This is a genomic window from Mesorhizobium sp. M0037 (genome assembly GCF_040323635.1).
In the GTDB taxonomy this organism is placed as follows: Bacteria; Pseudomonadota; Alphaproteobacteria; order Rhizobiales; family Rhizobiaceae; genus Mesorhizobium.
Map to the genome: position 1 here is coordinate 101,027 of NZ_JAMYVB010000009.1, position 26,956 is coordinate 127,982.

General features: G+C 64.1%; 23 protein-coding genes and 1 pseudogene. 13 read left to right on the forward strand and 11 right to left on the reverse strand.

The features are described from left to right. Positions 1-53: 53 nt before the first annotated feature. A complete protein-coding gene (locus tag NKJ78_RS15695; RefSeq protein ID WP_352562500.1) occupies positions 54-713 on the forward strand; it encodes an MFS transporter in 660 nt (219 codons plus the stop codon). Then, entirely contained in the window at positions 689-1,219 is a 531-nt protein-coding gene (locus NKJ78_RS15700) for an MFS transporter (RefSeq protein WP_352562501.1), read from the forward strand. The genes NKJ78_RS15695 and NKJ78_RS15700 overlap by 25 nt, the downstream gene beginning before the upstream one ends. Before the next feature lie 11 nt (positions 1,220-1,230). Here NKJ78_RS15700 and NKJ78_RS15705 read toward each other — a convergent pair whose 3' ends face one another. The 4 genes from NKJ78_RS15705 to NKJ78_RS15720 all read right to left on the reverse strand — a co-directional run bounded on the left by NKJ78_RS15705 (position 1,231) and on the right by NKJ78_RS15720 (position 7,568). Then, a complete protein-coding gene (locus NKJ78_RS15705; protein ID WP_023737915.1) occupies positions 1,231-2,514 on the reverse strand; it encodes a RhtX/FptX family siderophore transporter in 1,284 nt (427 codons plus the stop codon). Further along, positions 2,511-2,885 carry a hypothetical protein gene (locus tag NKJ78_RS15710; protein WP_156929802.1) on the reverse strand — a complete coding sequence of 125 codons (375 nt, stop codon included), beginning with the start codon at positions 2,883-2,885 and terminating at the stop codon, positions 2,511-2,513. Before NKJ78_RS15710 ends, NKJ78_RS15705 begins: the two co-directional genes overlap by 4 nt. 15 nt (positions 2,886-2,900) lie before the next feature. After that, the gene (locus NKJ78_RS15715) at positions 2,901-5,105 is read right to left on the reverse strand and encodes a TonB-dependent receptor (protein WP_352562502.1); all 2,205 of its coding nucleotides are present in this window, start codon (positions 5,103-5,105) and stop codon (positions 2,901-2,903) included. Positions 5,106-5,384: 279 nt separating this feature from the next. Further along, a complete protein-coding gene (locus NKJ78_RS15720; RefSeq protein WP_352459927.1) occupies positions 5,385-7,568 on the reverse strand; it encodes a primosomal protein N' in 2,184 nt (727 codons plus the stop codon). A 90-nt stretch (positions 7,569-7,658) separates the two neighbouring features. Here NKJ78_RS15720 and fsa point away from each other — a divergent pair, with 90 nt between their 5' ends. Then, positions 7,659-8,315: a fructose-6-phosphate aldolase gene (gene fsa / locus NKJ78_RS15725; protein ID WP_352459928.1), complete on the forward strand. Its 657-nt coding sequence runs from the start codon at positions 7,659-7,661 to the stop codon at positions 8,313-8,315. 83 nt (positions 8,316-8,398) lie between these two features. On the opposite strand, the gene NKJ78_RS15730 is transcribed toward fsa, so the two are convergent. After that, entirely contained in the window at positions 8,399-8,995 is a 597-nt protein-coding gene (locus NKJ78_RS15730; protein ID WP_023698237.1) for an LPS assembly lipoprotein LptE, read from the reverse strand. Then, on the reverse strand, positions 8,982-11,609 hold the full coding sequence (gene leuS / locus NKJ78_RS15735) for a leucine--tRNA ligase (protein WP_352459929.1): 2,628 nt from the start codon (positions 11,607-11,609) through the stop codon (positions 8,982-8,984). The genes NKJ78_RS15730 and leuS overlap by 14 nt, the downstream gene beginning before the upstream one ends. 148 nt (positions 11,610-11,757) lie before the next feature. Between leuS and NKJ78_RS15740 the strand changes: the two genes are divergently transcribed. The 3 genes and pseudogenes from NKJ78_RS15740 (at position 11,758) to NKJ78_RS15750 (ending at position 13,955) form a co-directional block, all read left to right on the forward strand. Next, positions 11,758-12,420 (forward strand): YggS family pyridoxal phosphate-dependent enzyme, encoded by a 663-nt coding sequence (locus NKJ78_RS15740; protein WP_023712033.1) that lies wholly within the window; start codon positions 11,758-11,760, stop codon positions 12,418-12,420. 154 nt (positions 12,421-12,574) lie between these two features. Further along, a pseudogene (locus NKJ78_RS15745) lies at positions 12,575-12,778 on the forward strand (type II toxin-antitoxin system Phd/YefM family antitoxin); the annotation flags it as partial. Between the two features lie 127 nt (positions 12,779-12,905). Beyond that, on the forward strand, positions 12,906-13,955 hold the full coding sequence (locus NKJ78_RS15750) for an aldo/keto reductase (RefSeq protein ID WP_352459930.1): 1,050 nt from the start codon (positions 12,906-12,908) through the stop codon (positions 13,953-13,955). A 106-nt stretch (positions 13,956-14,061) separates the two neighbouring features. On the opposite strand, the gene NKJ78_RS15755 is transcribed toward NKJ78_RS15750, so the two are convergent. Continuing rightward, the gene (locus NKJ78_RS15755; RefSeq protein ID WP_352459931.1) at positions 14,062-14,973 is read right to left on the reverse strand and encodes a LysR family transcriptional regulator; all 912 of its coding nucleotides are present in this window, start codon (positions 14,971-14,973) and stop codon (positions 14,062-14,064) included. Positions 14,974-15,100: 127 nt separating this feature from the next. Between NKJ78_RS15755 and NKJ78_RS15760 the strand changes: the two genes are divergently transcribed. Both NKJ78_RS15760 and NKJ78_RS15765 read left to right on the forward strand, forming a co-directional pair. Further along, positions 15,101-16,282, forward strand: a complete 1,182-nt coding sequence (locus tag NKJ78_RS15760; protein WP_352459932.1) for an MFS transporter — start codon at positions 15,101-15,103, stop codon at positions 16,280-16,282. 43 nt (positions 16,283-16,325) lie between these two features. Then, positions 16,326-17,360: an aldo/keto reductase gene (locus NKJ78_RS15765; protein ID WP_352459933.1), complete on the forward strand. Its 1,035-nt coding sequence runs from the start codon at positions 16,326-16,328 to the stop codon at positions 17,358-17,360. 59 nt (positions 17,361-17,419) lie between these two features. Here the strand turns inward: NKJ78_RS15765 and NKJ78_RS15770 are convergent, their stop codons facing one another. After that, positions 17,420-17,692 carry an usg protein gene (locus NKJ78_RS15770; RefSeq protein WP_023668649.1) on the reverse strand — a complete coding sequence of 91 codons (273 nt, stop codon included), beginning with the start codon at positions 17,690-17,692 and terminating at the stop codon, positions 17,420-17,422. Between the two features lie 305 nt (positions 17,693-17,997). Between NKJ78_RS15770 and acs the strand changes: the two genes are divergently transcribed. Next, entirely contained in the window at positions 17,998-19,953 is a 1,956-nt protein-coding gene (gene acs / locus NKJ78_RS15775; protein WP_023693191.1) for an acetate--CoA ligase, read from the forward strand. Positions 19,954-19,962: 9 nt separating this feature from the next. Next, a complete protein-coding gene (locus tag NKJ78_RS15780; protein WP_352459934.1) occupies positions 19,963-20,700 on the forward strand; it encodes an MOSC domain-containing protein in 738 nt (245 codons plus the stop codon). A gap of 66 nt (positions 20,701-20,766) precedes the next feature. Here NKJ78_RS15780 and NKJ78_RS15785 read toward each other — a convergent pair whose 3' ends face one another. Both NKJ78_RS15785 and NKJ78_RS15790 read right to left on the reverse strand, forming a co-directional pair. Then, positions 20,767-22,035: a class I SAM-dependent methyltransferase gene (locus tag NKJ78_RS15785; protein ID WP_352459935.1), complete on the reverse strand. Its 1,269-nt coding sequence runs from the start codon at positions 22,033-22,035 to the stop codon at positions 20,767-20,769. Between the two features lie 387 nt (positions 22,036-22,422). Beyond that, the gene (locus NKJ78_RS15790; RefSeq protein ID WP_352459936.1) at positions 22,423-23,292 is read right to left on the reverse strand and encodes a transglutaminase-like domain-containing protein; all 870 of its coding nucleotides are present in this window, start codon (positions 23,290-23,292) and stop codon (positions 22,423-22,425) included. 181 nt (positions 23,293-23,473) lie between these two features. On the opposite strand from NKJ78_RS15790, the gene NKJ78_RS15795 reads away from it, so the two are divergent. Next, positions 23,474-24,139: an HAD-IA family hydrolase gene (locus tag NKJ78_RS15795; protein ID WP_023827105.1), complete on the forward strand. Its 666-nt coding sequence runs from the start codon at positions 23,474-23,476 to the stop codon at positions 24,137-24,139. A gap of 102 nt (positions 24,140-24,241) precedes the next feature. On the opposite strand, the gene NKJ78_RS15800 is transcribed toward NKJ78_RS15795, so the two are convergent. Then, entirely contained in the window at positions 24,242-24,448 is a 207-nt protein-coding gene (locus tag NKJ78_RS15800) for a DUF1674 domain-containing protein (protein ID WP_023688862.1), read from the reverse strand. 105 nt (positions 24,449-24,553) lie between these two features. On the opposite strand from NKJ78_RS15800, the gene htpX reads away from it, so the two are divergent. Further along, positions 24,554-25,579, forward strand: coding sequence for a zinc metalloprotease HtpX (htpX, locus tag NKJ78_RS15805; protein ID WP_352459937.1), 1,026 nt, complete (start codon positions 24,554-24,556; stop codon positions 25,577-25,579). Beyond that, positions 25,570-26,955 (forward strand): RsmB/NOP family class I SAM-dependent RNA methyltransferase, encoded by a 1,386-nt coding sequence (locus tag NKJ78_RS15810; RefSeq protein WP_352459938.1) that lies wholly within the window; start codon positions 25,570-25,572, stop codon positions 26,953-26,955. The genes htpX and NKJ78_RS15810 overlap by 10 nt, the downstream gene beginning before the upstream one ends. The last annotated feature ends 1 nt before the right edge of the window (position 26,956 follow it).

Here is a 26,956-nt window from a genome sequence, read left to right on the forward strand (position 1 = left end):
CTGTTGATTATCTATTCTGAACAAGAAATAAGCTTGGTCTTGTGACGACCCGTATGAAAAATCGATCTTCGCTTCTGCGCCGCCTGGCAACCGCGGTCTCGGCAATCGGCTTCGGCCAGTCGGCCTTCGTATCGCTCGTTCCCCTGGTGATGGAGCGGCTGAGGCTCGACACGTTTGCCATCGGGGCGGCAACTGCTGTCGGCGCGGCGGCCTTTCTGGTCGGCTCGCCGCTGTGGGGTCGCATGGGCGAGCGGCTCGGCCACGCCAGGCTGCTGCGCCTGCTTGGCCTCGCCATGCTGGCCGGCCAGGCGGTGTTCGCCATTCTGCTGATGGCCGGCACGGGAGCCGCGCTGGGCATCGCTTTGCTGATGCTTTCGCGAACCGTGTACGGTTTTGCCGCGTCCGGCGTCATGCCGACGGCGCAGGTCTGGGCCAGCCGCTCGGCTGCCGATGACAGGCGACAGGCCGCGCTGGGACTGCTTGGCGCCGGCGTCAGCATGGGGCGGCTGGCCGGCGCGCTGGCGGCAACGGCTGCCGTCCTGTCGCCGCTGCTGCCGCCCATCCTGTTCCTGTTCAGCCCGCTGTTGCTGTGGCTCGCGCGGGGCAAAGGGGAAGCCGGCGGACGGACCGACGGCAGGGCGGCCGACGTCGGCCGTGGAATATCGCCCTTCGATCGCCGCGCTCTGCCTTGCCTGGGATGGGCTTGTGCCTGACGCTCGGCTTCGGACAGGTGCAGATGATGCTCGGCCCGATGACCCAGCAGCGTTTTGGCCTTGGTGCGACGCAGGCCACGACGTTGACCGGCCTGGCCCTGATGCTGGTTGCGGTCGTCATGGTCCTGGTTCAGGGGCTGGTCGTGGCGCGCCTGCGGCTGGCCGAGCGCATCAGCGTCGTCGTCGGCTGTCTCATGGTTTGCGTCGGCATGACGGCGCTGGCCGTCACGGCCAGCCATGCTGCCTCGGCAGCGTCTCTGGTGGTGGCAGCGGCCGGCATTGCCCTGGCTACACCCGGCTACACCGCCTGGCTGATGAAGCGCCTGGAGCCCGGCGAGCAGGGCGCGGCGGCCGGCTGGCTCACCAGCACCCATGTGCTCGGCCAGAGCATCGGAGCATTGGCCGGCGGCTTCGCCTTCACGCTCTGGCCCTTTGCGCCGCTGGCCGGCTGCGCGGCGCTGGCTCTGGCCGCCGCCGGTCTTGCAGCCATGGTTCATAAGCACTAGCGAACCCGCGCTCATTCGGCGACCTCCGGCAGCGGCATCGGCGTTCCTGGCTGGGTCTTTGCGGCATCGGCGAAATGGGCATTCAGCATGCGATAGGTCGCCACCACGGCGATGCCCGACAGCACTGTCGCCAGGGTGAACAACGCGGAGTAGCCGAGCATGTCGGCAAGGCGGCCGGCAAGCATGGAGCCGACGAGGTAGACGATGAGCTGGGCGCAGGACAGGATGGTGAAATCGGTGCCGGGTTGGTCCGACGACGTGACGGACATGAACAGGCTGTAGAGCGCCACGATCTCCATGTAGCGCACCAGCGTCTGCAGGAACGAGGCGCCGAAGATCGGCCAGAAGCCGGCGATAGCGCCGAAAGCGTGCAGCGCGAAGATCAGGAAGCAGATGGTTCGCAGCGCGCCGAGCAGGCCGAGCACCGAGGCGGCGCCCCTGTTGTGCAGCAGCCACGCCGCCAGCGCCGAGCCGCCGAGCCCGACGGTGAGCGCGGCACCGCCCGAGAGATAACCGATGATATCGAGCGGCACGCCGGCATCGACGAGATAGGAGCCTTCCATCGACTTCACCAGCCCCTCGCTGGCGCGGTAGATGAGCGCGATCCACAGGATCTGGCGTGCCTCCGGCCGGCGCAGAAAGCGCAGGATCGAGGGGCGGTCGATGGCCGCCTGCGGCGCGCTGGCGACGGGATCGGTCTCGCGCATGGCGAAGGCGGCGACCAGCGGGATGATGGACAACGCGGCCACCATGGCCACCATGGTTTGCCAGCCGGCATGATGATAAGCCAACAGGCCGAGCGTGCCGCCGAGAACGACGCCGAGCGCGACGGCGCCGCCCTGGATCGCATTGCCGATCGGCCTGTCCTTCGGGTCGAGATATTTGGCCGCGTAGCCGTCGGTGGCGATGTCCTGGGTCGACATCAACAGGCTCACGACAAGGCCGACGGCAAAGATACCGGCGACATCGGTCGGCTCGATCCAAAGCATGGCCGCGATGCCGGCGATGACGCCGATCTGGGTGATGATGACCCAGCCGGCGCGATGGGCGCGGACCACTGGCCGAAAGCGATCGACCAGCGGCGCCCACAGGAATTTCAGCACCAGCGGCAGCATCAGCAGCGCCATCATGCCGATGGCGGTGCGCGACACGCCTTGCTCACGCAGGATCGGCGGGATCGCCGCGGCAAACAGATAGCTCGGGACGGCCTGCGCCAGATAGAGACAGGCCAGGACGACGAAAAGCCGCAAGCGCGAAAGCCCAGCAGGCGCCAGCCTGTCTGCGTCGGCGCTCATTCGTCATAGTCCTTCGGTGCGTAACCGTTCAGGAAGGCGCCGGCCTCCGCCCGGCCGCGGGTGACGAGCACTGGAAAGCCGAACAGGCTTTGCCAGACGCGCTGCATGTTCTCGTCGGCGGCGGGGCGCACCAGCGCACAGGCGCGGCAGGCTTTTTCGAGCTGCTCGCGTTCCGCCTTGTACCAGAGGTTTTGCGCCTTGCGCTGGGCGTCGCTCAGCGCGATCTCGATGCGGATATCGACCAGGAGCACGAACGGCTCCCGTTCCTGCGAAAGGCGGCCGAGCGCCTCGATATAGCGCGCGCCATCCGCCGGATCGGCTGGCGCTTCTGCCAGCAGCGAGACTAATGCACCGTTTCGTTGGAGAGACACCGCCACCGCCGCCCCTCAGAATGTGATCTGGTAGGACAACGCAACCGAACGTCCCAGACCCGGAACGTCGGCGCCGCGGGTCGCCGATGCGGAAGGGTTGATGTAGTAGGTGTCGAACACATTGCGCACGGCAAGGTTCAGCACGCTTTCATTGCCGAACGTCTTCGAGACGGCGAGATTGACCAGTGCTGCACCGTCCAGTTCCTGGGTGGCGATGCGGTCGCGTCCGGAAAACAGCTCCAACTCGCTGCGCAGGGTCAGCTCGTTCTCGAAACGGGTGGTGAGATAGACCAGGCCCCTGTAGGTCGAGGGGACACGGTTGTTCGGCAGATACTCGTTCGCTTCGATGTGGCCGTCGCGATCCGCGTCGTATTTGCCTTCGACATAGCCGACCGATCCGCCCAGCGTGAACATGCCGCTGAGGTCTGCCTCGAGATTGGCTTCGACGCCCCAGATACGTTCCTTCTGCTGCGATACCCGGTTGTTGACGATGTCGTAGCTGACGCCGTTGTCCGAGGTCGACAGATAGGTGCTGACGCCGCCGCGATAGTCGCCCCAATCGCCGCGCAGACCGGCTTCCCAGGTGTTCACCAGCTGGGGTTCAGGCGCGATATCGGCATAGCTGATCGCGTAATCCGGCGCGTTGGTGCACGGCAGCAGCGGCCGGATGGCGGTGCCATAGGCGTCGCAGGTTTCGGCGTTGGAGTTCAACCCGGCCCGGCGGGTGAAGCCGCCAATGTCGGTCAGGCTGTAGCCTTGCGAGAAATTGCCGAAAAGCTGCATCCTTTCGGTCAGATCGTAGACGGCGCCGGCGTTGAAGGTGACGGCGTCGTAGTCGAACGAGCCGCCGGTCACCTGGATCGCCGGCAGGCCGATAATGTTCCGGCCTAGCAGAACGGCAGCGGCAGGCCGGGTGAAGTCTTCAACGTTGAGATAAAACTGGTCGTAGCGCGCGCCGCCGCTGATGCGAAAGCGATCCGTCACCGGAATTTCGCCCTGCGCAAACAAGGCAACCGAGTTCTGGGTCGTGGGCGAGATGGCGTCCTGGCCGTTGGTCAGCTGCTGATCGGTGGCATGGAAAACGTAGTCGGCGCCCCAGGTCAGTGTGCTGCCCTGAGTGATAAAGTCCATCGGCGTGTTGACGGTCAGGTTGACGCCGCTGCGCCGCGATTGCAGCGCCGTCTGGTTGAAGTCGGCGGTCGGGTCCGTACCCGGCGGCAGGATCACCGGCCGCGTCGGGTTCGTCGGTAAATACACCTGGCTGTTGACGGCCGAGAATTTGGTAAAGGGCGACTGCTTGAAGATGTCGTTGTAGAACGCCTTGACCTCGAGGTTTCCGAGCGCGAAGTCGCTGTCGGTGTATTTGGCGGTCAGATATTTCGAATCTTCCTTCAGCGGCTTGCCTTCATAGGGATCGCCGAAATCCGGGGAGACGGGATTGGTCGTGTAATCGGTGAACCAGTCCGGCTTCTGGTTGGCATAGGTCCAGTCGACGCTGGCCTCGAAGCGCCTGGAATCGAACTGGTAGCCGGCCACGCCGAAGAGATTGCCCGTGCCGGTGCGGTCGCCGCCGCCTTGCCCAAGCATGGCGTCGGAAGCCACCTCGTTGCCGTGGCCGTCATAGGTGCGGCGCGACAGATCACCGGACGCCGAGAAGAAATAGTCGAAATCGCCTTTCTTGCCCTCGACTGAGACACTGGTGCTTGGCCCGGCCGACTTGCCGGGGTTTTCGGTGAAGGCGGTGACGCCGGTGCGCACCGTCACCTTCGGCTTGTCGCTGTCGCCGCGCTTGGTGATGAAGTTGATCGTGCCGCCGGTGGCGCCGGCGCCATAAAGGCTGGACGCGCCATTGATGACTTCGATGCGCTCGACCGAATTCAGGTCGATCATCGACAGGATGCGTGAGACGTCCCGCAGCGGTGTGTTGCGCGGCACACCGTCGACCATGATGAGAACGCTGCGCCCGCGGAAGGTTTCCGAAGCGCCGGAAATGGTCTGGTTGCGTGGCGCGTAGCCGGGGACGATGCGGCTGATCAGGGTCGCGGCGTCGATATTTTCCTGCGCGGCTTCCTCGACCTGTTCCTGTTCCACGACCTGGACAGACTGAGCGACGCTGGAAATCGACCTTTCATTGCGGCCGGTGACCAGTATCTGATCGAGCACGGTGGCTCCCTGCTGGTCCGTCGGAGCGGCTTCCTGGGCAAATGCCGCGCCTGCCATAATCGACGAACCCAAAGCCGATGACCAAAGAAGCGTACTGAAAAATCTGCGCATGCTGTCCCCATCCATGCCCTGGTCCCCAGCGCCAGAGCGGAAAGGCCCAGTTATAATTCATGATAAAACGAGTCAACATTATTTTGTGGCTTTTCAAATCAGGATTAGTCAGCGAACGGATGGGAGCCGGGTACATGAACGGCGCGCATTTTAGCCGGCACTAAGATGCTGAGTTTTCTTGACAAACGGCTTACGGGCGGCCGGCGGCGGCGTCAGCCTTTGTGCTTACAAGAAGCTCTGCGGATCGATGTCGACCTGCACGCGGACCGAGCCGCGCTGCTTCGGCCCTTCGGCCAGCATGGTGCGGATGAAGCCTTGGATGTCGGCGCGCTTTTCACCCTGGATCAGCAAACGGAAACGATGGCGCCCACCGAGCAGCGACAGCGGCGCCTCGGCCGGACCGAGCACGAACAGGTCGCTGGCCTGGGGTGCTGCACGGCGCAGGCCTCGCGCGTGGCCTTCGGCCTCGGCCCGCGTCACCGCACTGACGATGACGCCGGCAAGCCTGCCGAAGGGCGGCAGGGCTGCCCGTTCGCGCTCAGTGATCTCGCGTTCGTAAAAGGCCTCGGCATCGCCCGAGACGATCGCCCGCATCACCGGATGGTCCGGCTGGAAAGTCTGCAGCAGGCCGAGGCTCTTCTTGCCGGTGCGGCCGGCGCGTCCAGTCACCTGGCTGAGCAATTGGAAGGTGCGCTCAGCGGCGCGCGGATCGCCATTGGCGAGGCCGAGATCGGCATCGACGACGCCGACCAGCGTCATGTTGGGAAAGTTATGGCCCTTGGCGACCAGCTGCGTGCCGATGACGATGTCGACCTCGCCATTGGCGATGGCCTCGAGCTCCAGCCGCAGCCGGCGCACCCCGCCCATCAAATCGGATGACAGGACGATCGTGCGCGCGTCGGGGAAATGCGCCACGACTTCTTCAGCTATCCGCTCGACGCCAGGCCCGCAGGCGACCAGATGGTCGAGCGTGCCGCATTCCGGACAAGCCTCCGGCCGCTTCTCATTGTGCCCGCAATGATGGCAGACGAGTTGGCCGCGAAAGCGGTGCTCGACCAGCCAGGCCGAACAAACCGGGCAGCCGAAGCGGTGGCCGCAGACACGGCACAGCGTCAGCGGCGCGTAGCCGCGCCGGTTGAGGAACAGCAGCGACTGTTCCTTCTTCTCCAGCGTACGCTGCATCTCACCGATCAGCAGCGGCGACAGAAACCCCCCGCGCGCCGGCGGCGCGCGGCGCATGTCGATCGATTTGAGATGCGGAAGCGCCGCCTCCGCGAAGCGGGCAGAGAGAACCGCTCTATCGTATTTACCTTGGCTCGCATTGACCCGGCTTTCGACCGACGGCGTCGCCGACGCCAGCACCACCGGGAAGCCGCTGATATGGCCGCGCACCACCGCCATGTCGCGGGCATTGTAGAAGACACGGTCCTCCTGCTTGTAGGCGGGGTCGTGTTCCTCGTCGACGACGATCAGCCCGAGCTCGCGGAACGGCAGGAACAGCGCCGAGCGTGCGCCGGCGACGACGCGCACGCCGCCTTCCGCCACCTGTCGCCAGACCTTTTCGCGCATTCGGGGCGGCAGGTCGGAATGCCATTCCGCCGGCTTGGCGCCGAAGCGCTGCTGAAAGCGTTCGAGGAAGGCATGCGTCAGCGCGATCTCCGGCAAAAGGATCAACACCTGCTTGCCCCGGTCGAGGGCTGCCGCCACCGCCTCGAAATAAACTTCCGTCTTGCCCGAGCCGGTGACGCCGTCGAGCAGCGTGACGTTGAAAGCAGCGGCCGCGACATTGGCGCGCAGCATGGCGGCCGCGTCTGCCTGGTCCGGCATCAGCTCCGGCATGGCGTAGGAGGGATCGGGCGCGGCGACCACCGGTCGAGGCGGGATCATCACCGTCTCGAACACGCCTTGCGCCTTGAGCCCCTCGACCACCGTCGACGACACGCCCGCCGCGTGCGCCAGGCCGGATCGCGTCCAGGCAAGCCCCCCTTCCGCCGTCTCCAGCACGCGCGTCCTGGCATCCGTCATCCGGTTGGGCATGACGAGGGTCCGCTGCAGGCCCTCGATCCATGGTTCGGGATCGAACGCCTCCGGCGCGCGCAACAGCATGCGCGCCACCATGCCGGGCGGCGACAGCGTGTACTGCGCCAGCCAGTCGACAAAGCGGCGCATGCCGCGGTCGATCGGCGGGCAGTCGAAGACCTGTTCGATCGGGCGCAGCTTTTTGGCGTCGATATTCTCGACCGCACCATCCCAGACGATGCCGGCAACCTGGCGCGGACCGAGCGGCACGCGCACGATCGAGCCCGGCACCACGCGCACGCCGGCAGGCACAGCGTAGGTGTAGGGCCGTTCGGCCGGCATCGGCACCAGCACCGGCGCGGCTGCGACAAAGGGCGAATCTTCGATCATCGGGCGTGACCTTGCCCCGACTTTGGTCTAGATCAAAGGGCAACCCCGAATGTGCATGGCATGCACATGGAAATCTTTCAGGAGACCCCCATGAAATTTTTTGTCGACACCGCTGACATCAAGGACATCAAGGAACTGAACGACCTGGGGCTGCTCGACGGCGTGACCACCAATCCCTCGCTGATCCTGAAATCCGGCGGTAAGATCGCCGAGGTCACCAAGCAGATCTGCGACATCGTCAGGGGCCCGGTTTCGGCCGAGGTCGTTGCGATCGAATACAAGGACATGATGGCCGAGGCCAACATCCTGGCCAAGATCGCCGACAATGTCTGCATCAAGGTGCCGCTGACGCTCGACGGCCTGCGCGCCTGCAAGACGATCCGCACCGAGATGAACCGCATGGTCAATGTAACGCTGTGCTTCTCGGCCAACCAGGCGCTGCTGGCGGCCAAGGCCGGCGCCTCGTTCATCTCGCCCTTCGTCGGCCGCGTCGACGATACCGGCGCGGACGGCATGGAACTGATCCAGGAGATCCGGCAGATCTACGACAATTACGATTTCGACACCGAGATCCTCGTCGCTTCGGTTCGCACCGTGAACCACGTCAAGCAGGCAGCCCTGATCGGCGCCGATGTCGTTACCGCGCCGGCCGCGACGCTGAAGGCGCTGGTCAAGCACCCGTTGACCGACAAGGGCCTGGATCAGTTCGCTGCCGACTGGGCCAAGACCGGCCAGAAGATCGGCTGAGATCGGGCTCGATACAAAAAGGCCGGGAAACCGGCCTTTTTATTGCGGACTGCTAAAGTCGAGTTGGCAAGGCTAGGAAACGCTCAGGCCTTCTTGCCGTGCCTGACCAAGTCCTGGGCGACCGACAGGCTCACCATTTCAGCCAGTTCGCGTGCGGCGCGGTTCTCGGCGTCGAGCTGCGCCCGGTAGGAGGCGAACTCCTGCGTCGGCTTGTCGAAGGATGATGGGATCGACCGCTTGCCGGTGGCGATCACCACGCCGGTCCTGGCATCGGTCAGCACATAGTTTGCGGTCAGCGTCACCGTGCCTGCCGTCGGCTCGTCTTCGTCGGTCTGAATCTGCACCACCGCGGCCGATTCGACCAGTTCGGTGACACCGAGATCGAGCATGTAGACCGGTGCCGTCGTCTCGCCGGCACCCTGGCCGAAGGCGAAGATCAGATTGTTGCGGACCTGCTGGGCATAGCGGGTCTTGACCGGCTTGACCGCGATCGAGGCGAGCTCCGCCGACGCGCTGACAGTCGAGCCTGCCGTCAGCGGCGCGCTCGAATAGAGCGGCCTGACCGTGCAGGCCGAAACCAGCGTCATCGAGGCCACCAGCCCGCAGAGCGCGGTGCGGCGCAGCACATGCGTCGTCTTTCCGAAGTCAAGCCCCGTCTTTTTGAAATCAGGCAACGACATTGACGATCCTCTGCGGCACGATGATCACCTTGCGGGGCGCCTTACCTTCCAGCGCTTTCTGCACGAAGTCGAGAGCCAGAACCGCTTTTTCGACCGCACCTTGGTCCGCGTCGCGGGCAATTGTCAAATCGCCGCGCTTCTTGCCGTTGACCTGAACCGGGAGCACGATCTCGTTGTCGACCACCAGTGCCGGATCGTAGACCGGCCAAGGCCGTTCGGCGACCAGATCGGTGCCGCCGAGCGTGTGCCAGCACTCTTCGGCCAGATGCGGCATGACCGGCGCGACCACATGCACAAGGATCTCCACCGCCTCGCGGCAGGCGCCTTTCAGCGCCGCGTCGGCCTTGCCCTCGGCGACGTCGTTGAGCGGCGCGGTCAAGGCATTGGCCAGTTCGTAGATGCGGGCGATGGCCCGGTTGAAGCCGAGCTTCTCGATATCCTCGCCGATAGCCTTCAGGATCTTGTGCGCGGCCTTGGAAACGGCCCCCGCCTCGCCCTCCGGCGCCGCCTGCGGCTTGGCGCCGTCAAGCGTCTCGGCGGCAATGGACACCAGGCGCCAGACACGCTGGATGAAGCGATGTGCGCCGGCGGCGCCATCGTCCGTCCATTCGACGTCGCGCTCGGGCGGCGAATCCGACAGCATGAACCAGCGTGCGGTGTCGGCGCCGTAGCCGTCGGTGATGTCTTCCGGGCTTACCGTATTCTTCTTCGACTTCGACATCTTTTCGAGTGAGCCGATCGCCGCCTCTTCGCCGGTGGCGATCTCGATGGCGCGGCGCTTGCCGCCGACATCCTCGATCCTGACCTCAGCCGGCGACAGCCAGCGGCCATTGTTCGACGCACCGCCGACGCGGTAGGTCTCATGCACCACCATGCCTTGCGTGAACAGGCCCTTGAATGGCTCGGCCAGGTCGAGATGCCCGGTCGCGCGCATGGCGCGGGTGAAGAAGCGCGAATAGAGCAGATGGAGGATCGCGTGCTCGATGCCGCCAATATACTGGTCGACGGCCAGCCAGTCATCGGCAGCCTTGGGCTCCGTCGGCTCATTGGCCCAGGGCGCGGTGAAGCGCGCGAAATACCAGGACGAATCGACGAACGTGTCCATCGTGTCGGTCTCGCGGCGCGCATCCTTGCCGCATTTCGGGCACTTCACATGCCGCCAGGTCGGGTGACGGTCGAGCGGATTGCCGGGACGGTCGAACTCGATGTCGTCGGGCAGCTTGACCGGCAGATCGGCCTTCGGCACCGGCACGACGCCGCAATCCTCGCAATGGATCATCGGGATCGGGCAGCCCCAGTAGCGCTGACGCGAAATGCCCCAGTCGCGCAAGCGGAAGTTCACCTTGCGCTCCGCCATTGGCCGCCCGCCTATGGTCTTCTGCTCCAGGAGCTTTGCCACCTCGTCGAACGCCTGCTCCGGCTTCATGCCGTCGAGAAAGCGCGAATTGATCATCACGCCGTCATCGACATAGGCCTCTTCCGTGACCTGGAAGGTCTTGGCGTCGGCATCTTCCGGCATCACCACCGCGATCACCGGCAGGCCGTATCTGTTGGCGAAGTCGAGGTCGCGCTGGTCGCCCGACGGACAGCCGAATATGGCGCCGGTGCCGTATTCCATCAAAACGAAATTCGCGACGTAGACCGGCAGGGTCCACGAGTCGTCGAACGGATGCACGACGCGGATGCCGGTGTCGAAACCTTTCTTCTCGGCCGTCTCCAGTGCGGCCACCGACGTGCCCATATGCCTGATTTCGTCGATGAACTTGGCCAGATCGAGATTGGTCTCGGCGGCCTTCCTGGCCAGCGGATGGTCGGCGGCAACCGCCATGAACGACGCGCCGAAAATGGTGTCGGGCCTGGTCGTGTAGACCTCCAGTTCCTTCGCATCGCCAACCGGAGCGGCCAGCGGCCAGCGGATCAGCAGCCCTTCCGAGCGGCCGATCCAGTTCTGCTGCATCAGCTTGACCTTTTCCGGCCACTCGCCGAGACCATTCAGCGAGTCCAGCAGGTCCTGCGCGTAGTCGGTGATCTTGAAGAACCACTGCGTCAGCTCGCGCTGTTCGACCAGCGCGCCCGAGCGCCAGCCACGGCCGTCGATGACCTGCTCGTTGGCGAGCACCGTCATGTCCTCCGGGTCCCAGTTGACCTTGGAGGATTTGCGCGTCACCAGCCCCTTTTCGACGAAGTCGAGGAACAGCATCTGCTGGCGGTGGTAATAGTCGACGTCGCAGGTGGCGAACTCACGCGCCCAGTCCAGCGACAGGCCCATCATCTTGAGCTGCTCGCGCATGGCGGCGATGTTGGCGTAGGTCCATTCCTTGGGATGGACCTTGTTCTGCATCGCCGCGTTTTCGGCCGGCATGCCGAAAGCGTCCCAGCCCATCGGGTGCAGCACGTTGAAGCCCTTGGCCCGCTTGTAGCGCGCCACCACATCGCCCATCGTGTAGTTGCGGGTGTGGCCGATATGGATCTTCCCCGAGGGATAGGGGAACATCTCCAGCACGTAGTATTTCGGCTTTGGATCGTTGTTATGCGCTTCGAACAGCTTCTTTTCGGCCCAGGCCTTCTGCCATTTGGGCTCTGACGCGCGCGGATTGTATCGTTCGGTTGCCATCGGATGATTTTCACTTAAAAGCAGGCGCAGACCGCCGGACAAGGCCCGGTGGCCAAGGTAAATGTCGTCGCGGTGTTCACCATGGATTGCCGGACCCGTCAACTGCGGCGAGCCGGCCAAGACGATTAAAGACAGGCAGGATATGGACATGGCCAGCGCCGTTGAACAGTTTTTCGCCGTCAAGACGAGGATCGCTGCCGCCGAGCGCGAGGCCGGCCGCGACGCCGGTTCGGTGACGCTGGTTGCGGTGTCGAAGACTTTTGAGGCCGACGTCATCCGCCCGGTCATCGAGGCTGGCCAGCGCGTCTTCGGCGAAAACCGCGTGCAGGAAGCGCAAGGCAAATGGCCGGCCTTGAAAGCGGAATTCCCTAATATCGAACTGCATCTGATCGGCCCGCTGCAGTCGAACAAGGCGAGGGAAGCCGTCGCTCTCGCCGACGTCATCGAGACCGTCGACCGCGAAAAGATCGCCGCCGAACTCGCCAAGGAAATCGTGCGCCAGGGCCGCACGCCGAAACTCTACGTCCAGGTCAATACCGGCTCGGAGCCGCAAAAGGCCGGCATCGAGCCGCGCGACGCCGTCGCCTTCGTCGCCCGCTGCCGCGATGTCCATGGCCTCGCCATCGAAGGCCTGATGTGCATCCCGCCGGCCGACGAAAACCCCGGCCCGCATTTCGCCTTGCTGGAAAAGCTCGGCAAAGAGGCCGGGGTCGCAAAACTATCGATGGGCATGTCCGGCGACTTCGAGACCGCCATAGCCTTCGGCGCCACCAGCGTCCGCGTCGGCTCGGCGATTTTTGGGAGCCGGTAGCCTTCGGCTTCGTGAGACACCTGTCGTTCCCCTATTATTCGAGCTAATGTTTCGAGCACATCCGGCGAGTTAGCGAGGACTATTCTTCTTCGACTGGCATCTCAGGGACGCGAGAAACAATCTTTCGAAGCTTGTACGACAGGCGCACAAAGAAGGGGCGCAAACCATCACCTTGCGCGGAAAGCCGGCTGGCGTCGTATTGTCTCCTGATGACTATGACCAACTGATCGGCGCAGCCTTGGCTTGCCGAATATCTTCTCTCCGGTCCCGCGTGGGACGACGATTTCGACGAGGAGGTCAACCGCCGCTCAAAGACGATGATCCGACCCGTGGAATTCTGATAGAGTTTTCGGCATGAAGATCATCTCGCGACGGTTGACGGGCTCTATGGGCCAACTGCGTTAGGTCCATTGTGCCACCACTGGAAACGAAACGCACCGTTCCTATTTGCATGGCGTCATCACACATCTGCTGGAGCTGCCACCATGCGCTACAATCAACTTGGAAATACGGGGATGTTCGTCTCGGAACTCTGCCTCGGCACCATGACCTTCGGCGCCGCGGGCGAGAATGCCCAATGGGGCCTGATTGCCAGCCTCGACCAGAAGGGCGTCAACGACGTCGTTGCCCGTTCCATCGCCGCCGGCGTTAATTTCTTCGACACGGCCGACGTCTATTCATTCGGCCAGTCCGAACGCCTGCTTGGCCAGTCGCTCAAGGATCTTGGCGTCAAGCGCTCGGACGTCGTCATTGCGACCAAGGTGCATGGCGCCATGGGCCAGGGCCCGAACGAGCGCGGCTCTTCGCGCGGCCACATCATGGATTCGGTCGAGGGCAGCCTGGAGCGGCTGCAGCTCGACCATATCGATCTCTACCAGCTGCACGGCACCGACACGGTGACCCCCATCGACGAGACGCTGCGGGCGCTCGACGATCTCGTTGCCAGCGGTAAGGTCCGCTATGTCGGCGTCTCCAACTGGGCGGCTTGGCGCATCTCTAAGGCCCTCGGCATAGCCGAGCGCAAGGGGTTTTCCCGCTTTGAGACCATCCAGTCCTATTACTCGATCGCCGGCCGCGACCTCGAGCGCGAGATCGTGCCGCTGATCAACGAGGAAAAGCTCGGCCTGATGGTCTGGTCGCCAATGGCCGGCGGCCTGCTGTCGGGCAAATACGGCCCCGGCGCGCCCGGCAATGGCGAAGGCCGCCGCGCCGCCTTCAACTTCCCGCCGGTCGATGAGGACCGCGCCTGGGCGGCTGTCGCCGTGATGCGCGACATCGCCCAGAAGCACGGCGTCAGCGTCGCCACGGTGGCGCTCGGCTATGTCCTGGCCAAACCTTTCGTCATGAGCGTCATCATCGGCGCCAGCCGCATGGAGCAGCTCGAGCAGAACCTAGCCGCGGCCGAGGTGAAGCTCGACGCCGACGATCTCGCCAAACTTGATGAGGTCAGCGCGCTGCCGGCCGAATATCCCGGCTGGATGCTGGAGCGCCAGGCCGCCGGTCGCCGCCCGGCGCCGTTCACGCCGAAGAAGTAGTCGCCGCCGGTTGGATGCTGGGGAGCCAAAGGGCTCCCCAAAATCGTTCAGGCTCTGTTTTTGTTGAGCATGATCTTTTCCGAAAACCGGATTCCCCCTTTCGGGATCATGCTCCCATCCGAACGCTCTCGACCAGAAAGTCGAGAAAGGCCCGCACCCGTGCCGGCAGATGCCGGCCCTGGCCGACATAGACGGCGTGGGTAGGCTCCTCGTCGCCCGGATTGAAATCCTCCAGCAGCGCCGTCAGCCGCCCCGCCGCGATGTCATCGGCCACATGCCAGTGTGCCAGCCGGGCGATGCCGGCGCCGCCGATCGCCATCAACCGCATCGACTCGCCATCGCCGACCAGCGTGTTTCCCACGATGGGAACCGTGATGGCATTGTCAGCTGCGTCGACAAACTGCCAGCCATCGACATGCCGGACAAAGCCGAAAGCCATGCGATTGTGCCGGCTGAGATCGGCTGGAATCAGCGGTGTGCCATGTGTCTTGAGATAGGACGGTGCGGCAACGACCGTCATCCGGGTTTGCCCGAGCTTGCGCGCCACCAGCCGCGATTCGCCGAGCGGCCCGGCGCGGATGGCGACGTCGGCACGCTCAGCCATCAAATCGATGACGCTGTCGGTCAGCACCAGATCGACCGAAATCTCGGGATAGCGTTCGAGGAAATCAGGCAGCAGCGGGATCAGCCGATGCACCCCGAAGGGCACATAGGAGTTGACGCGCAGCCGTCCGCGCGGCGCGGCACCCACGGCCGCCTCGCGCTCGGCCGCCGCCATATCGGCCAAGATGCGCACCCCGCTGTCATAGAACGCCGTCCCTTCCGGCGTCAGCTGCAGCTTGCGCGTCGAGCGGGTGACCAGCCGCGCGCCGAGCCTTGCCTCCAGTCGCGCGATCAGCTTGCTCACCGCCGACGGTGTCATACGCAGCGAACGAGCCGCAGCCGAGAAGCTGCTCGCCTCGACGACGCGGACGAACACTTCGATCTCGCCGGAACGGTTGATGTCGGGTCTGGCCATCTGTGAATCTATTTCACAGGAAATATGCCCAAGGCAAGTCTGGTTCACAAGGCATGGCAACACGATCTCTGCGGTCGGGGCGCGGGTCTGGACAGCGCGCTCGTTCGAGTTCGAACTGGAAACCGCCATGCCTCTTGCCCTCTACGCCCTCGCTGCCGGCGCCTTCGGCATCGGTGTCACCGAATTCGTCATCATGGGGCTGCTGATCGATGTCAGCAAAGATCTCGGAGTCTCGATCTCGGCCGCCGGCCAGTTGATTTCGGGCTACGCGTTGGGCGTCGTCATCGGCGCGCCGCTTTTGACCATCGCCACCGGCAACTGGCCCCGCAAGACCGTCCTTCTGGCCCTTATGGCGATCTTCACGCTCGGCAACCTCGCCTGTGCGATCGCCCCCGACTACTGGACGCTGATGGGCGCCCGCATCATCACCGCCTTTGCCCATGGCACTTTCTTTGGCGTCGGCTCGGTGGTCGCCACCGGCCTGGTCGCGCCCAACAAGAAAGCCTCGGCGATCGCGCTGATGTTCACCGGCCTGACTATCGCCAACATCCTCGGCGTGCCCTTCGGCACTTGGCTCGGCCAGACCTTCGGCTGGCGCGCCGCCTTCTGGGCCGTAACCCTGGTCGGCTTGGCAGCCTTTGCCGTCATCCTGCTTCTGGTGCCGCGCAGCAAGGAAGCGCCCGAGAAGACCAATCTGCGCGCAGACCTCGCAGTGCTGCGCCGCACGCCGGTGCTGCTCGGCCTCGCCACCACCGTGCTCGGCTATGCCGGCGTCTTCGCCGTCTTCACCTACATCGCCCCGCTGCTCACCGAGATCACCGGTTTTGGGGAAGCCGCCGTGTCGCCGATCCTGCTCGTCTTCGGCGGCGGTCTTATCGCCGGCAATCTGCTTGGCGGCAAGGTCGCCGACCGCTGGTTGGTGCCGGCGGTGCTCGGCAGCCTCGTGGTGCTGGCGTTGGTGCTGGCCACAATGACCTTCGCCGTCCACAGCCAAATCCTGGCCGTCATCTATGTCGGCCTGCTTGGTGCCGCCGCCTTCGCCACCGTGGCGCCGCTGCAGATGTGGGTGCTGGAAAAGGCGCAAGGCGCGGGCCAGAGCCTCGCCTCGTCCTTCAACATCGCCGCCTTCAACCTCGGCAATGCCGCCGGCGCTTGGCTTGGCGGCGCGGTGATTGCCCATGGCCTCGGCCTCGGCTCACTAACCTGGATCGCCGCTTTGCTGCCGGTCGCGGCTCTTGGCGTCGCTGCCCTGGCGCTGCGCCTCGATCGCGCCCCCACAATCGGGGCGCCGGTCTGCGCCCAGTCATGAGCATCACGCGCAATCCTTCTTCGACATCATCAAGGAGCATAAAATGGATTATCGACGTCTCGGCGCATCGGGCCTGAAAGTGCCCGCACTCTCTTTCGGCGCCGGCACTTTCGGCGGCTCCGGGCCGCTGTTCGGGGCCTGGGGCAACAGCGACGCCAAGGAAGCGCGGCGGCTGATCGACATCTGCCTCGAGGCCGGCGTCAATCTGTTCGACACCGCCGATGTCTATTCGAACGGCGCCTCCGAGGAAGTGCTTGGCGAAGCCATCAAAGGCCGCCGCGACGCGGTGCTGATCTCGACCAAGACTTCGCTGCCGATGGGCGACAGACCGGCCGACTACGGCTCGTCGCGCTCGCGGCTGATCAAAGCCGTCGACGCCGCCCTGAAGCGCATGGGCACCGATTACATCGACCTGTTGCAGCTGCACGCCTTCGATGCAGGCACGCCGATCGAGGAGGTGTTGTCGACGCTGGACGACCTCGTGCGCGCCGGCAAGCTGCGCTATGTCGGCGTCTCCAACTTCTCCGGCTGGCAACTGATGAAGTCGCTGGCCGAGGCCGACAAGCATGGCTACCCGCGCTATGCTGCGCACCAGGTCTACTACTCGCTGGTCGGCCGCGACTATGAGTGGGAGCTGATGCCGCTCGGTATCGACCAGGGCATCGGCGCGCTGGTGTGGAGCCCGCTCGGCTGGGGCCGCCTGACCGGCAAGATCCGCCGCGGCCAGCCCCTGCCGGAAAAGAGCCGGCTGCACGACACCGCCGATTTCGGCCCGCCGGTCGCGGACGAACATCTCTACCGGGTCATGGATGCGCTTGATGCGATGGCTGAAGAGACCGGCAAGACCGTGCCGCAGATCGCCATCAACTGGCTCTTGCAGCGCCCGACCGTGTCCTCGGTCATCATCGGCGCCCGCAACGAGGAACAGCTGCGCCAGAACCTCGGCGCCGTCGGCTGGGCGTTGACGCCGGAGCAGGTCAAAAAGCTCGACAAGGCAAGCGAAGTGACCGCGCCCTACCCGTACTTCCCCTATCACCGCCAGGAAGGTTTCGCCCGGCTGAACCCGCCTGCGGTGTGATCGCCGACGTTGAAGCTGCCAATCTCCCCCCTCGCGGGGGAGATCAGCTATACTGCCGCTCAGTGCAGCACGAACTCCCCATCCACCTTCCGCCATTCGTTCGGCGCGATCAGCTTCTGGTGCGTGTAGCTGATCGAATGCAGCGGCCCGTCGAGCCTGGCCTTCCAAAACTCGATGAACTTGATCAGCACCGGAAACTTCGGCGCCAGATCGTAATCCTGCCAGATGAAGCTCTGCAGCAGATGCGGGTGGTCGGGAAAATGGTATAGAATCTTGGCCGTGGTCAGGCCATACCCCTTGAGCATCAGGTCCATTTCGGAATGATCGCGCATGACAGCCCCTTGGCCTAGTTGATTCTCCATTCCTCCCAACACCGAATTGTGCGCGCCGTTCCTTAACTGTCTATGATTTTCCTGATCCCAGTCGGGTTTTATGCACGAAAACATGCAGTTAGCAGCGACCGCTGCCGAGTGCTGATACAACCGAGACGGGAGCTGCGGCATCCCGCCACGCGAATCCAACGTCTAATGTTGCCGTCAGCGCGGAACTGTTAATAATGCCGCCGAATTCGCGGCTGCGTCGCCGTGATCCTGGCTGTGGTCAAGCCGGCGGGGTGGTTTGGGAGGAAAGTGAAGACATGTCCGAGGTGAAGATCCACCGCGTCCAGCCGGCGTGGAAGAAGAATGCGCTGATCGACAATGACACCTACCTCAAATGGTATGCTGACAGCGTGAAGAATCCGGACAAGTTCTGGGGCAAGCACGGCAAGCGCATCGACTGGTTCAAGCCGTTCAGCAAGGTCAAGAACACCTCCTTCGAGGGCAAGGTCTCGATCAAATGGTTCGAGGACGGCGAAACCAACGTCTCCTACAACTGCATCGACCGCCATTTGAAGAAGCGCGGCAACCAGACAGCCATCATCTGGGAAGGCGACAATCCCTACGACGACAAGAAGATCACCTATAACGAGCTCTACGAGCATGTCTGCCGGCTCGCCAATGTGATGAAGAAGCACGGCGTCAGGAAGGGCGACCGCGTCACCATCTACATGCCGATGATCCCGGAAGCCGCCTACGCGATGCTGGCTTGCACCCGCATCGGCGCCATCCACTCGATCGTCTTCGGCGGCTTTTCACCGGACGCGCTGGCCGGCCGCATCGATGACTGCAAGTCGACCTTCGTCATCACCGCCGACGAAGGCCTGCGCGGCGGCAAGCCGATCCCGCTGAAGGAAAACACCGACAGAGCGATCGAAATCGCCGCCAAGGCCGGCACCAAGGTCGATAAGGTGGTCGTCGTGCGCCGCACCGGCGGCAAGACCGGCTGGGTCCAGGGACGCGACATCTGGTACCATGACGAGATCGCCACGGTGAAAGGCGACTGCAAGCCGGAGAAGATGAAGGCCGAGGATCCGCTGTTCATCCTCTACACCTCAGGCTCGACCGGCAAGCCGAAGGGCGTGCTACACACCACCGCCGGCTATCTCGTCTATGTCTCGATGACCCACCAATATGTCTTCGACTACCATGACGGCGATATCTACTGGTGCACCGCCGATGTCGGTTGGGTCACCGGCCACAGCTACATCGTCTATGGCCCGCTCGCCAACGGCGCCACCACGCTGATGTTCGAGGGCGTGCCGAACTACCCCTCGCAGTCGCGCTTCTGGGAAGTCATCGACAAGCACAAGGTCAACATCTTCTACACTGCGCCGACGGCGCTGCGCGCGCTGATGGGCGCCGGCGACGAACCGGTGAAGAAGACCTCGCGCAAGTCGCTGCGCGTGCTGGGCTCGGTCGGCGAACCGATCAATCCGGAAGCCTGGGAGTGGTATTTCAACATCGTCGGCAACGGCAAGGTGCCGATCGTCGACACCTGGTGGCAGACCGAGACCGGCGGCATCCTGATCACGCCGCTGCCCGGCGCCACCGACCTCAAGGCTGGTTCGGCGACGCGGCCCTTCTTCGGCATCAGGCCGCAGCTGGTCGACGGCGAAGGTAGGGTGCTGGAAGGGGCGGCCGACGGCAATCTCTGCATCGCCGATTCCTGGCCCGGCCAGATGCGCACGGTCTATGGCGATCATGACCGCTTCGTGCAGACCTATTTCTCCACCTACAAGGGCAAATACTTCACCGGTGACGGCTGTCGCCGCGACGCCGACGGCTATTACTGGATCACCGGCCGCGTCGACGACGTCATCAACGTTTCCGGCCACCGCATGGGAACGGCCGAGGTCGAATCGGCGCTCGTCAGCCATGAGAAGGTGTCGGAAGCAGCTGTCGTCGGCTATCCCCACGACATCAAGGGCCAGGGCATCTACAGCTACGTTACCTTGATGAAAGGCGTGGAGCCTAGCGAGGAACTGCGCAAGGAGCTCGTGGCCCATGTCCGCAAGGAGATCGGCGCCATCGCCTCGCCCGACAAGCTGCAATTCGCGCCCGGACTGCCGAAAACCCGCTCCGGCAAGATCATGCGCCGTATCCTGCGCAAGATCGCCGAGGACGATTTTTCCGCGCTCGGCGATACCTCGACACTGGCCGATCCGGCCGTGGTCGATGATCTGATCGCCAACCGCCAGAACAAGAAGGGCTGAGGGGATTTGATGGCTGCACTGGGCGCAGTCACGGAGCTCTGGCGTTACCCCGCAAGTTCGCTTGCCGGCGAACGCCAGGACGCCATTTCGGTCGGCCTTGAAACCATCGACGGCGACCGGCTGTTCGGCCTTGTCGATGTCTCGGACAATGAGATCGCGCGGCCCGACCGCGACGCCAAGTGGCACAAGGTGCCGCGCATCCGCACCCGGCTGAGCAAGGACCGCAAGCTGGAGATCGCCGTTCCCGACGGCGACTGGCTGGCAGTGCCGGGTGTGGAATGCGACCAAGCCATCTCGGCCTATCTCGGCTTCGCCGCCTCGATCCGGCCGTTCAGCCAGGACAACGCCCCCGGCTACACCGGCCCGCTCACCGCGGCGCGCTACCGCAAAGCGCCGATCCATCTCTTGACCACCGCATCGCTGGCGCGGCTCAAGGCGCTGCACCCCGAAGGCATTCCCGATCCGCGCCGCTTCCGCCCCAACATCGTTATCGACATGGCGGCGGTCGAAAGCTCGTTTCCCGAGACCGAATGGATTGGCCGCAAGCTTGCCATCGGCGACCTGCTGGTGACCGTCTCGGAGCCGTGCCGCCGCTGCGGCTTCACCATCATCAGCCAGGACGGCTTCGACCACGATCCCGGCATCCTGCGCAATCTGGTCCGCCACAACGCCCATAATCTCGGCGTCTATTGCACTGTGGACAGGCCTGCCCGCGTCGAGATCGGCGCGCCGATGCGGTTCGTGTAGGCCTCTACCGCGAGGCAGCGAATCGCAGACCTTGGAAAGCGTGGGGTTCGGCCCCGAATCCTATCTCTACCGATACAGATCCGCCCGTGTCGGCGGCAGCCCGCTCGGGCCGCGTGCGCGTTTGGTGACGACGGTCTGAAAAATCTGCGCCGAGGCGCGCTCGAAGGTGATCGAGCAGCCGGTGAGATAAAGCAGCCACAGCCGTGCCTTGGCCTCGCCGACTTCGGCGACCGCCTCGTCGAAGCGAGCCTGTAGCCGCTCGGCCCACAGCCGGCAGGTGCGCGCATAGTGCTCGCGCAGATTCTCGACGTCGTAGACCAGGAAGCCATGCGCCTCCAGATTGCCCAGCGTCATGCCGATCGTGTCGAGTTCGCCGCCTGGGAAAATGTATTTGAGCAGCGCCTTGAACTCCGGCCCCTTGCGCAAGGTTTTCTTCAAGTCGCCCTTGCTGCGCCTGGTGATGGCGTGGTGCAGATAGATGCCGCCGGGCTTCAGCAAGCGATGGATGGTCTTGAAATAGCTGGCGTGGTTGGCGAGGCCGAGATGCTCGAACATGCCGATCGACGATATCTTGTCGAAGGAGCCTTTGAGTTCCGCATAGGATTTGATCTCGATGGTGATGCGGTCCTGCAGCCCTTCGGCGCGGATGCGCTCGCGGGCGAGATCGGTCTGCGCCTGCGACAGCGACACGCCATGGCCGACGACGCCGTAATTTTTGGCCGCATGGATCAGCATGGCGCCCCAGCCGCAGCCGATGTCGAGCAGCTTTTCGCCCGATTTCAGCCTGAGCTTGCGGCAGATATGGTCGAGCTTGTCGGCCTGCGCCTGGTCGATGCCATCGGCGAAATCCTTAAAGTAGCCGCAGCTGTAGACCATGCGCTCGTCGAGGAAGAGCCGGTAAAAGGCATTCGAAATGTCGTAGTGATGCTGGATCGCCTCCTGGCTCGACCCGCTGACATAGGGGTTGCGACCCGACAGATCGGTGCGTGCACTCATCTGCTTGCGTGACAGGAGCACCGCCGGCAGGTCGCGCAGGATCGCCAGCTTCGGCAGCGACTTGAGCTTGGTCCTGAGCTTGCCTTGCGACGGCAGTGCATAAAAATCGAAAATCGTCCCGTCTTCGATGTCTATCGTCTTGGAAATCCACATCTCGATCAGCGTCGACAGTGATGGCCGCTTCACCACCTGCCAGACGATGTCCTGGTCGTTGATGGTGAGCACGGGCCCGGTGGCGGGACCGATCCGCTCGCCGGTCCACAGCTTAACCGCAAAACCCGGCTTCAGCGTTTCGATCACCGTTCGCACGATGCGCGCGGCCTTCTCGGCTGCCTCCATGGCCATCCTCCCGAGTCCTGACAATCCACCTTGCATGGATTTTGCCCGCCCGCGCGGCTCTTCGCAACCCGGCGCAAAAGGCGGCTCGCCAGCTATTTCAAATCGGCATCTTGTTTTTTGCTGCAACGCACCCCATCATCTGTACGTGTTCAACAAATCGAAAGGAGGTGATCCGATGTCGAGTGATTTCGTTTTCCAGAACGTGGCCTCAGCGGATTGCACTTTCGGGAAGCAGTCTTCCCGTTAAGGCGCGATAAGCGCGGCGGGTGACCTCGGTCGCCGCCATTGGCCGCGCCACGGACGGAAACACGGAAGGCCGCCGGCTTCGTCAAGAAGCGGCGGCCTTTTCCATTTCCGGATTGTGTGTCGAAGCGGATCAGAATCCGGTCACGCCAGCGTCCGCGCGCTCACCGTCTTGTCGACGCCGTGATAGGGCGGGTTGAACAGATTGCCTTCCTGCTCGTAGGTCCAGACCTTGAACAGCGAAAGTTGGTGCGGGCCGAAGCTGTGCAGCAGCGGGACATCCGTGGCATCACGACCGCGCGCGATGACGACGCGGCCTATCCTCGGACGATTATGACGCGGGTCGAACGTGTACCATTTGCCGTCGAGGAACACTTCCATCCAGGCCGAAAAATCCATCGGCGCCGGGTCGGCCGGTACGCCGATGTCGCCGAGATAACCGTTCACATAGCGGGCCGGGATGTTCATGCAGCGGCAGAGCGTGATCGCCAGATGGGCGAAGTCGCGGCATACACCAACCTGCTCCTCATGCGCTTGGGCTGCGGTGCGCGTCGACCGCGCATAGCCATAGCCGAAGGACAGCCGGTTGTGGACATAGTCGACGATCGCCTGCACCCGCGCCCAGCCGGAGGGAACATGGCCGAAAAGCTGCCAGGCCAGACTACTCAGATGATCGGTCTCGCAATAGCGGCTGCCGAGGAGGTAGCCGAGCACGTCGTCCGGCAGTTCCGCCACCGGCACTTCCCTGGCCAGCGTGTTGACCGCGTCAGGCTCCCCGCTGTCCTCGACGGCTGCGTCATAGAGAATGCGGAAACTGCCGGCGGGTGCGGTGAAGCGGCGGCAGGTATTGCCGAACAGATCGTGATAGACCTTACTCGGCACTGAAGGCGACGTCAGCACGCGCGTCTGCCGTTTGATGTCGGCCTGACGATCCCTGTGGATATCAAGCAGCGAGATGACCGGCGTGGCGCCGACGCATTCAATGGCGATTTCGTAGCCGAGCCGGATCAGCACAATGATTGCCCCTTCGATCCCGTGGAAAACAGTATGCTCAAAACGCCAGAGGCGGGACCATGGTTCCCTGGAACTATCGAAAAGGCTCTCCCGCAGCTTCCCAGGCAGGCGTGGCGACGTTACGGTCGCACGACATGTTTCGACCCTCCCGAAACGATCCCTAACCCCCTTGGAAAACCTGATGTTTGCAGGCAGAAAATTCGCCGCGTTCCTGTTCGATATGGATGGCACGGTGCTCAATTCGATCGCCTCGGCCGAGCGCGTCTGGGCGGCGTGGGCGCTTAAGCACGGTCTCGACGTCGAAGCCTTCCTGCCGACGATCCATGGCGTGCGGGCGGTCGAGACCATCACCAGGCTGGCGCTTCCCGGCCTCGACCCTGTTCATGAGGCGTTTGTGCTGTTGCAGGCCGAGTCGGACGATGTCGAAGGCGTGCTGCCGATCGCCGGCGCCGTGCCGTTCCTCAACGCTTTGCCGCCAGAGCGCTGGGCGATCGTCACCTCGGCGCCGCGCCCGTTGGCGCTGCTGCGCATGCGGGCCGCCGGCATCCCGGTTCCCGCCTTGGTGGTCGCGGCCGAGGATGTGTCGCACGGCAAGCCGGCGCCCGACTGTTTCCTGCTGGCGGCAAAACGGCTCGGCGTCGATATCGGCGACTGTCTGGTCTTCGAGGACGCACCGGCCGGTATCGCGGCGGCGGAAGCAGCGGGCGCGTCGGTGATGGTGATCAGCGCCACTCACCAGCATCCTATGACGACTCAGCACAACTCGATTAGCGGCTACGAAACCGTCTCCATCGCCATCGATGACAGCGGCTGGATGACGCTGGGAGCACAGCGCAGCGCGGCCTGAGGAACTGGAGGACTGGAGGACTGGAGGACTGGAGGACTGCAATGAGCCTTTTTCTTCAACTCTTCAGTTCACCAGTTCCCCAGTTCTTCCGTTCCTGAACCCCTAGAAATCGCTAGCCAGTCCCTTCACTTCCCAGTCGCCGTAGCGGCCGGGTTCCTTGCCGCCGCGGCCGCCGATTTCCTTCGGCAACGCAGCTTCCTTCTGGCGATACGCTTCACGGCGCGCCTCGGCTTCAGCCAGCGCCCGGCTGGCCGCCGGCGTCAGGTCCTTCTCCCGGTCGGCATCAGCTTTGCTGGGTTGGTCGGTCATGCGATAGTCCGGGCGGATTGAAACGAAGGGCGGCGTTTCCCATCATATAGCCATGAGTTCACCCCGATCGACCTTTTTTTGCCACGGCCGCACAGGGAGCAGATGATGAGAACGCTACGCACCACCATGCTCCTGGCCGCGATGACGGCGCTGTTCATGGGCGTCGGTTTTCTGATCGGCGGCACCGGCGGCATGATGATCGCCTTCCTGGTCGCCGCGGGCACCAATCTGTTCAGCTACTGGAATGCCGACAAGATGGTGCTGTCGATGAACCACGCCGTCGAGGTCAACGCGAAGAACGCGCCCGAATTCCACGCCATCGTCGAGGCGTTGGCCAAGCAGGCCGGCCTGCCGATGCCCAAGACTTATCTGATCGACAATCCGCAGCCGAACGCCTTCGCCACCGGCCGCAATCCCGAGAACGCCGCGGTCGCGGCCTCGACCGGGCTGCTGGAGCGCCTGTCGCATGAGGAGGTGGCGGCAGTCATGGCGCATGAGCTGGCCCACATCCAGCATCGAGACACGCTGACCATGACCATTGTCGCGACACTCGCCGGCGCCATCTCGATGCTCGGCAATTTCGCCTTCTTCTTCGGCGGCAGCCGCGACAACAACAACCCGTTCGGCTTTGTCGGCGTGCTGGTGGCGATGCTGGTCGCGCCCTTCGCCGCCATGATCGTGCAGATGGCGGTCAGCCGCACCCGCGAATACGAAGCCGACCGGCGCGGCGCCGAAATCGTTGGAAATCCGCTTTGGCTGGCATCAGCGCTTGACAAGATCGCCCGCGGCGCCGAACGCATCCGCAACCCGGATGCCGAACGCAATCCCGCGACCGCGCATCTCTTCATCATCAATCCCCTTCACGGCGAGCGAATGGACAGCCTGTTTTCGACCCACCCGAACACCGACAACCGCATCGCCGCGCTGCAGGCGATGGCGCGCGACATGGCAGGCCGCCAGCCGGCGCCGCGCCAGGCGCCGACGCCAGAGCAAACAGAAGAATTCCCGGCCGATGTCGAGCAAGGCCCGTGGGGCAAGGCAGCACAACCCACGCCGCCGACCAAACCGGCCAAGCCGAAAGCCAATCCGTGGGGCCGCAATCCGACCGGACCCAAAGGTCCGTGGTCGTGAGCGGCGCCAGATCCCGGCCCGCACATTCAGGCGATCGCGAAAACAGCTCGGACGAATTCGTCGCCGGCCTCGCCGCGCGCAAGGCAGCGGCGCGGCTGCTGGCCGCCGTTATCGACGCCAAGACGCCGCTCGACGGGCTGACCGACCACGAGAACGGCCATCCGCAATACAAAGTGCTCGACCTGCGCGACCGCGGCCTGGTGCGCGCCATACTGGTGACCGCGCTGCGCTACCGCATGACCATTGCCGGGCTCCTCGCCCGCCGCCTTGAAAAGCCGCTGCCGCCCAACGCCACAGCGCTGTCGCACATCCTGCATGTTGCGGCGGCGCAGATCCTGTTCCTCGACATCCCCGACAGCGCCGCCGTCGATTTGGCTGTGACCCACGCCAAGTCGGACCCACGCACGCAGCGCTTTTCCGGCCTCGTTAACGGCGTGCTGCGCACTTTGGTGCGCGCCAAGGAGACCGAACTGCCGGCAGCTCTTGCCGCCACCGATGAGGCGCCAAAATGGTTCTCCGACCGGCTGAAGGCCGCCTATGGCGCCGAGATGACCAGACAGATCCTGGCGGCGCATCGCGTTGAGGCGCCGGTCGATTTCACGGTCAAGGCCGATCCCGAATTGTGGGCCGAAAAGCTCGGCGGCATCGTGCTGCCGACCGGCACGGTGCGAGTGGAAAAGCTCAACGCCTCCGTCACCGAACTGCCGGGCTTCGGCGAAGGCGCATGGTGGGTCCAGGACGCCGCCGCCAGTTTTCCGGCGCGGCTGTTCGGCGATGTCAAAGGATTACGCGTCGCCGACCTCTGCGCCGCCCCCGGCGGCAAGACCGCTCAGCTGATCCTTGCCGGCGCCAAAGTCACCGCCGTGGACACCTCGAAGAACCGGCTGGCGCGGCTGACGCAGAACCTCGAACGGCTCGGGCTGTCCGCCGAGATCGTGCAGGCCGATCTGCTGAAATACCAGCCGGCGGAGCTTTTCGACGCCGTCCTGCTCGACGCGCCCTGCTCTTCCACAGGCACGGTTCGGCGCCACCCCGACGTGCCATGGACCAAGACGGCAGCCGACGTCGAAAAGCTAGCCGATCTGCAAGCAAAGCTGCTCGCCCGCGCCGTCACTTTGGTCAAACCGGGCGGTCGGATTGTTTTTTCCAACTGTTCGCTGGACCCGATCGAAGGCGAGGATCTGTATCGCGTCTTTCTGGCCGGCAACAAAACCGTCGCCGACGATCCACTGCAGCCCGGCGAAATCGCCGGCATCGACGCCTTCCTGACCCCGCAAGGCACGCTGCGCACCACACCCGCCGATCTTGACCGTGGTTCGCCAGGGGTTTCCGGCCTGGACGGCTTCTTTGCCGCCCGCATGCGACGTCTGGCCTGAC

Excerpts from the sequence above, each read along its gene's own strand:
- leuS (WP_352459929.1), bottom strand. The coding sequence starts at position 11,609 with ATGGCAACCGAACGATACAATCCGCGCGCGTCAGAGCCCAAATGGCAG.
- NKJ78_RS15780 (WP_352459934.1), top strand. The coding sequence starts at position 19,963 with ATGGCTGCACTGGGCGCAGTCACGGAGCTCTGGCGTTACCCCGCAAGT.
- NKJ78_RS15755 (WP_352459931.1), bottom strand. The coding sequence starts at position 14,973 with ATGGCCAGACCCGACATCAACCGTTCCGGCGAGATCGAAGTGTTCGTC.
- NKJ78_RS15705 (WP_023737915.1), bottom strand. The coding sequence starts at position 2,514 with ATGAGCGCCGACGCAGACAGGCTGGCGCCTGCTGGGCTTTCGCGCTTG.
- NKJ78_RS15740 (WP_023712033.1), top strand. The coding sequence starts at position 11,758 with ATGGCCAGCGCCGTTGAACAGTTTTTCGCCGTCAAGACGAGGATCGCT.
- NKJ78_RS15770 (WP_023668649.1), bottom strand. The coding sequence starts at position 17,692 with ATGCGCGATCATTCCGAAATGGACCTGATGCTCAAGGGGTATGGCCTG.
- NKJ78_RS15695 (WP_352562500.1), top strand. The coding sequence starts at position 54 with ATGAAAAATCGATCTTCGCTTCTGCGCCGCCTGGCAACCGCGGTCTCG.
- NKJ78_RS15765 (WP_352459933.1), top strand. The coding sequence starts at position 16,326 with ATGGATTATCGACGTCTCGGCGCATCGGGCCTGAAAGTGCCCGCACTC.
- acs (WP_023693191.1), top strand. The coding sequence starts at position 17,998 with ATGTCCGAGGTGAAGATCCACCGCGTCCAGCCGGCGTGGAAGAAGAAT.
- NKJ78_RS15750 (WP_352459930.1), top strand. The coding sequence starts at position 12,906 with ATGCGCTACAATCAACTTGGAAATACGGGGATGTTCGTCTCGGAACTC.
- NKJ78_RS15720 (WP_352459927.1), bottom strand. The coding sequence starts at position 7,568 with ATGATCGAAGATTCGCCCTTTGTCGCAGCCGCGCCGGTGCTGGTGCCG.
- NKJ78_RS15785 (WP_352459935.1), bottom strand. The coding sequence starts at position 22,035 with ATGGAGGCAGCCGAGAAGGCCGCGCGCATCGTGCGAACGGTGATCGAA.
- NKJ78_RS15760 (WP_352459932.1), top strand. The coding sequence starts at position 15,101 with ATGCCTCTTGCCCTCTACGCCCTCGCTGCCGGCGCCTTCGGCATCGGT.
- NKJ78_RS15730 (WP_023698237.1), bottom strand. The coding sequence starts at position 8,995 with ATGTCGTTGCCTGATTTCAAAAAGACGGGGCTTGACTTCGGAAAGACG.
- fsa (WP_352459928.1), top strand. The coding sequence starts at position 7,659 with ATGAAATTTTTTGTCGACACCGCTGACATCAAGGACATCAAGGAACTG.
- NKJ78_RS15715 (WP_352562502.1), bottom strand. The coding sequence starts at position 5,105 with ATGGCAGGCGCGGCATTTGCCCAGGAAGCCGCTCCGACGGACCAGCAG.
- NKJ78_RS15795 (WP_023827105.1), top strand. The coding sequence starts at position 23,474 with ATGTTTGCAGGCAGAAAATTCGCCGCGTTCCTGTTCGATATGGATGGC.
- NKJ78_RS15800 (WP_023688862.1), bottom strand. The coding sequence starts at position 24,448 with ATGACCGACCAACCCAGCAAAGCTGATGCCGACCGGGAGAAGGACCTG.
- htpX (WP_352459937.1), top strand. The coding sequence starts at position 24,554 with ATGAGAACGCTACGCACCACCATGCTCCTGGCCGCGATGACGGCGCTG.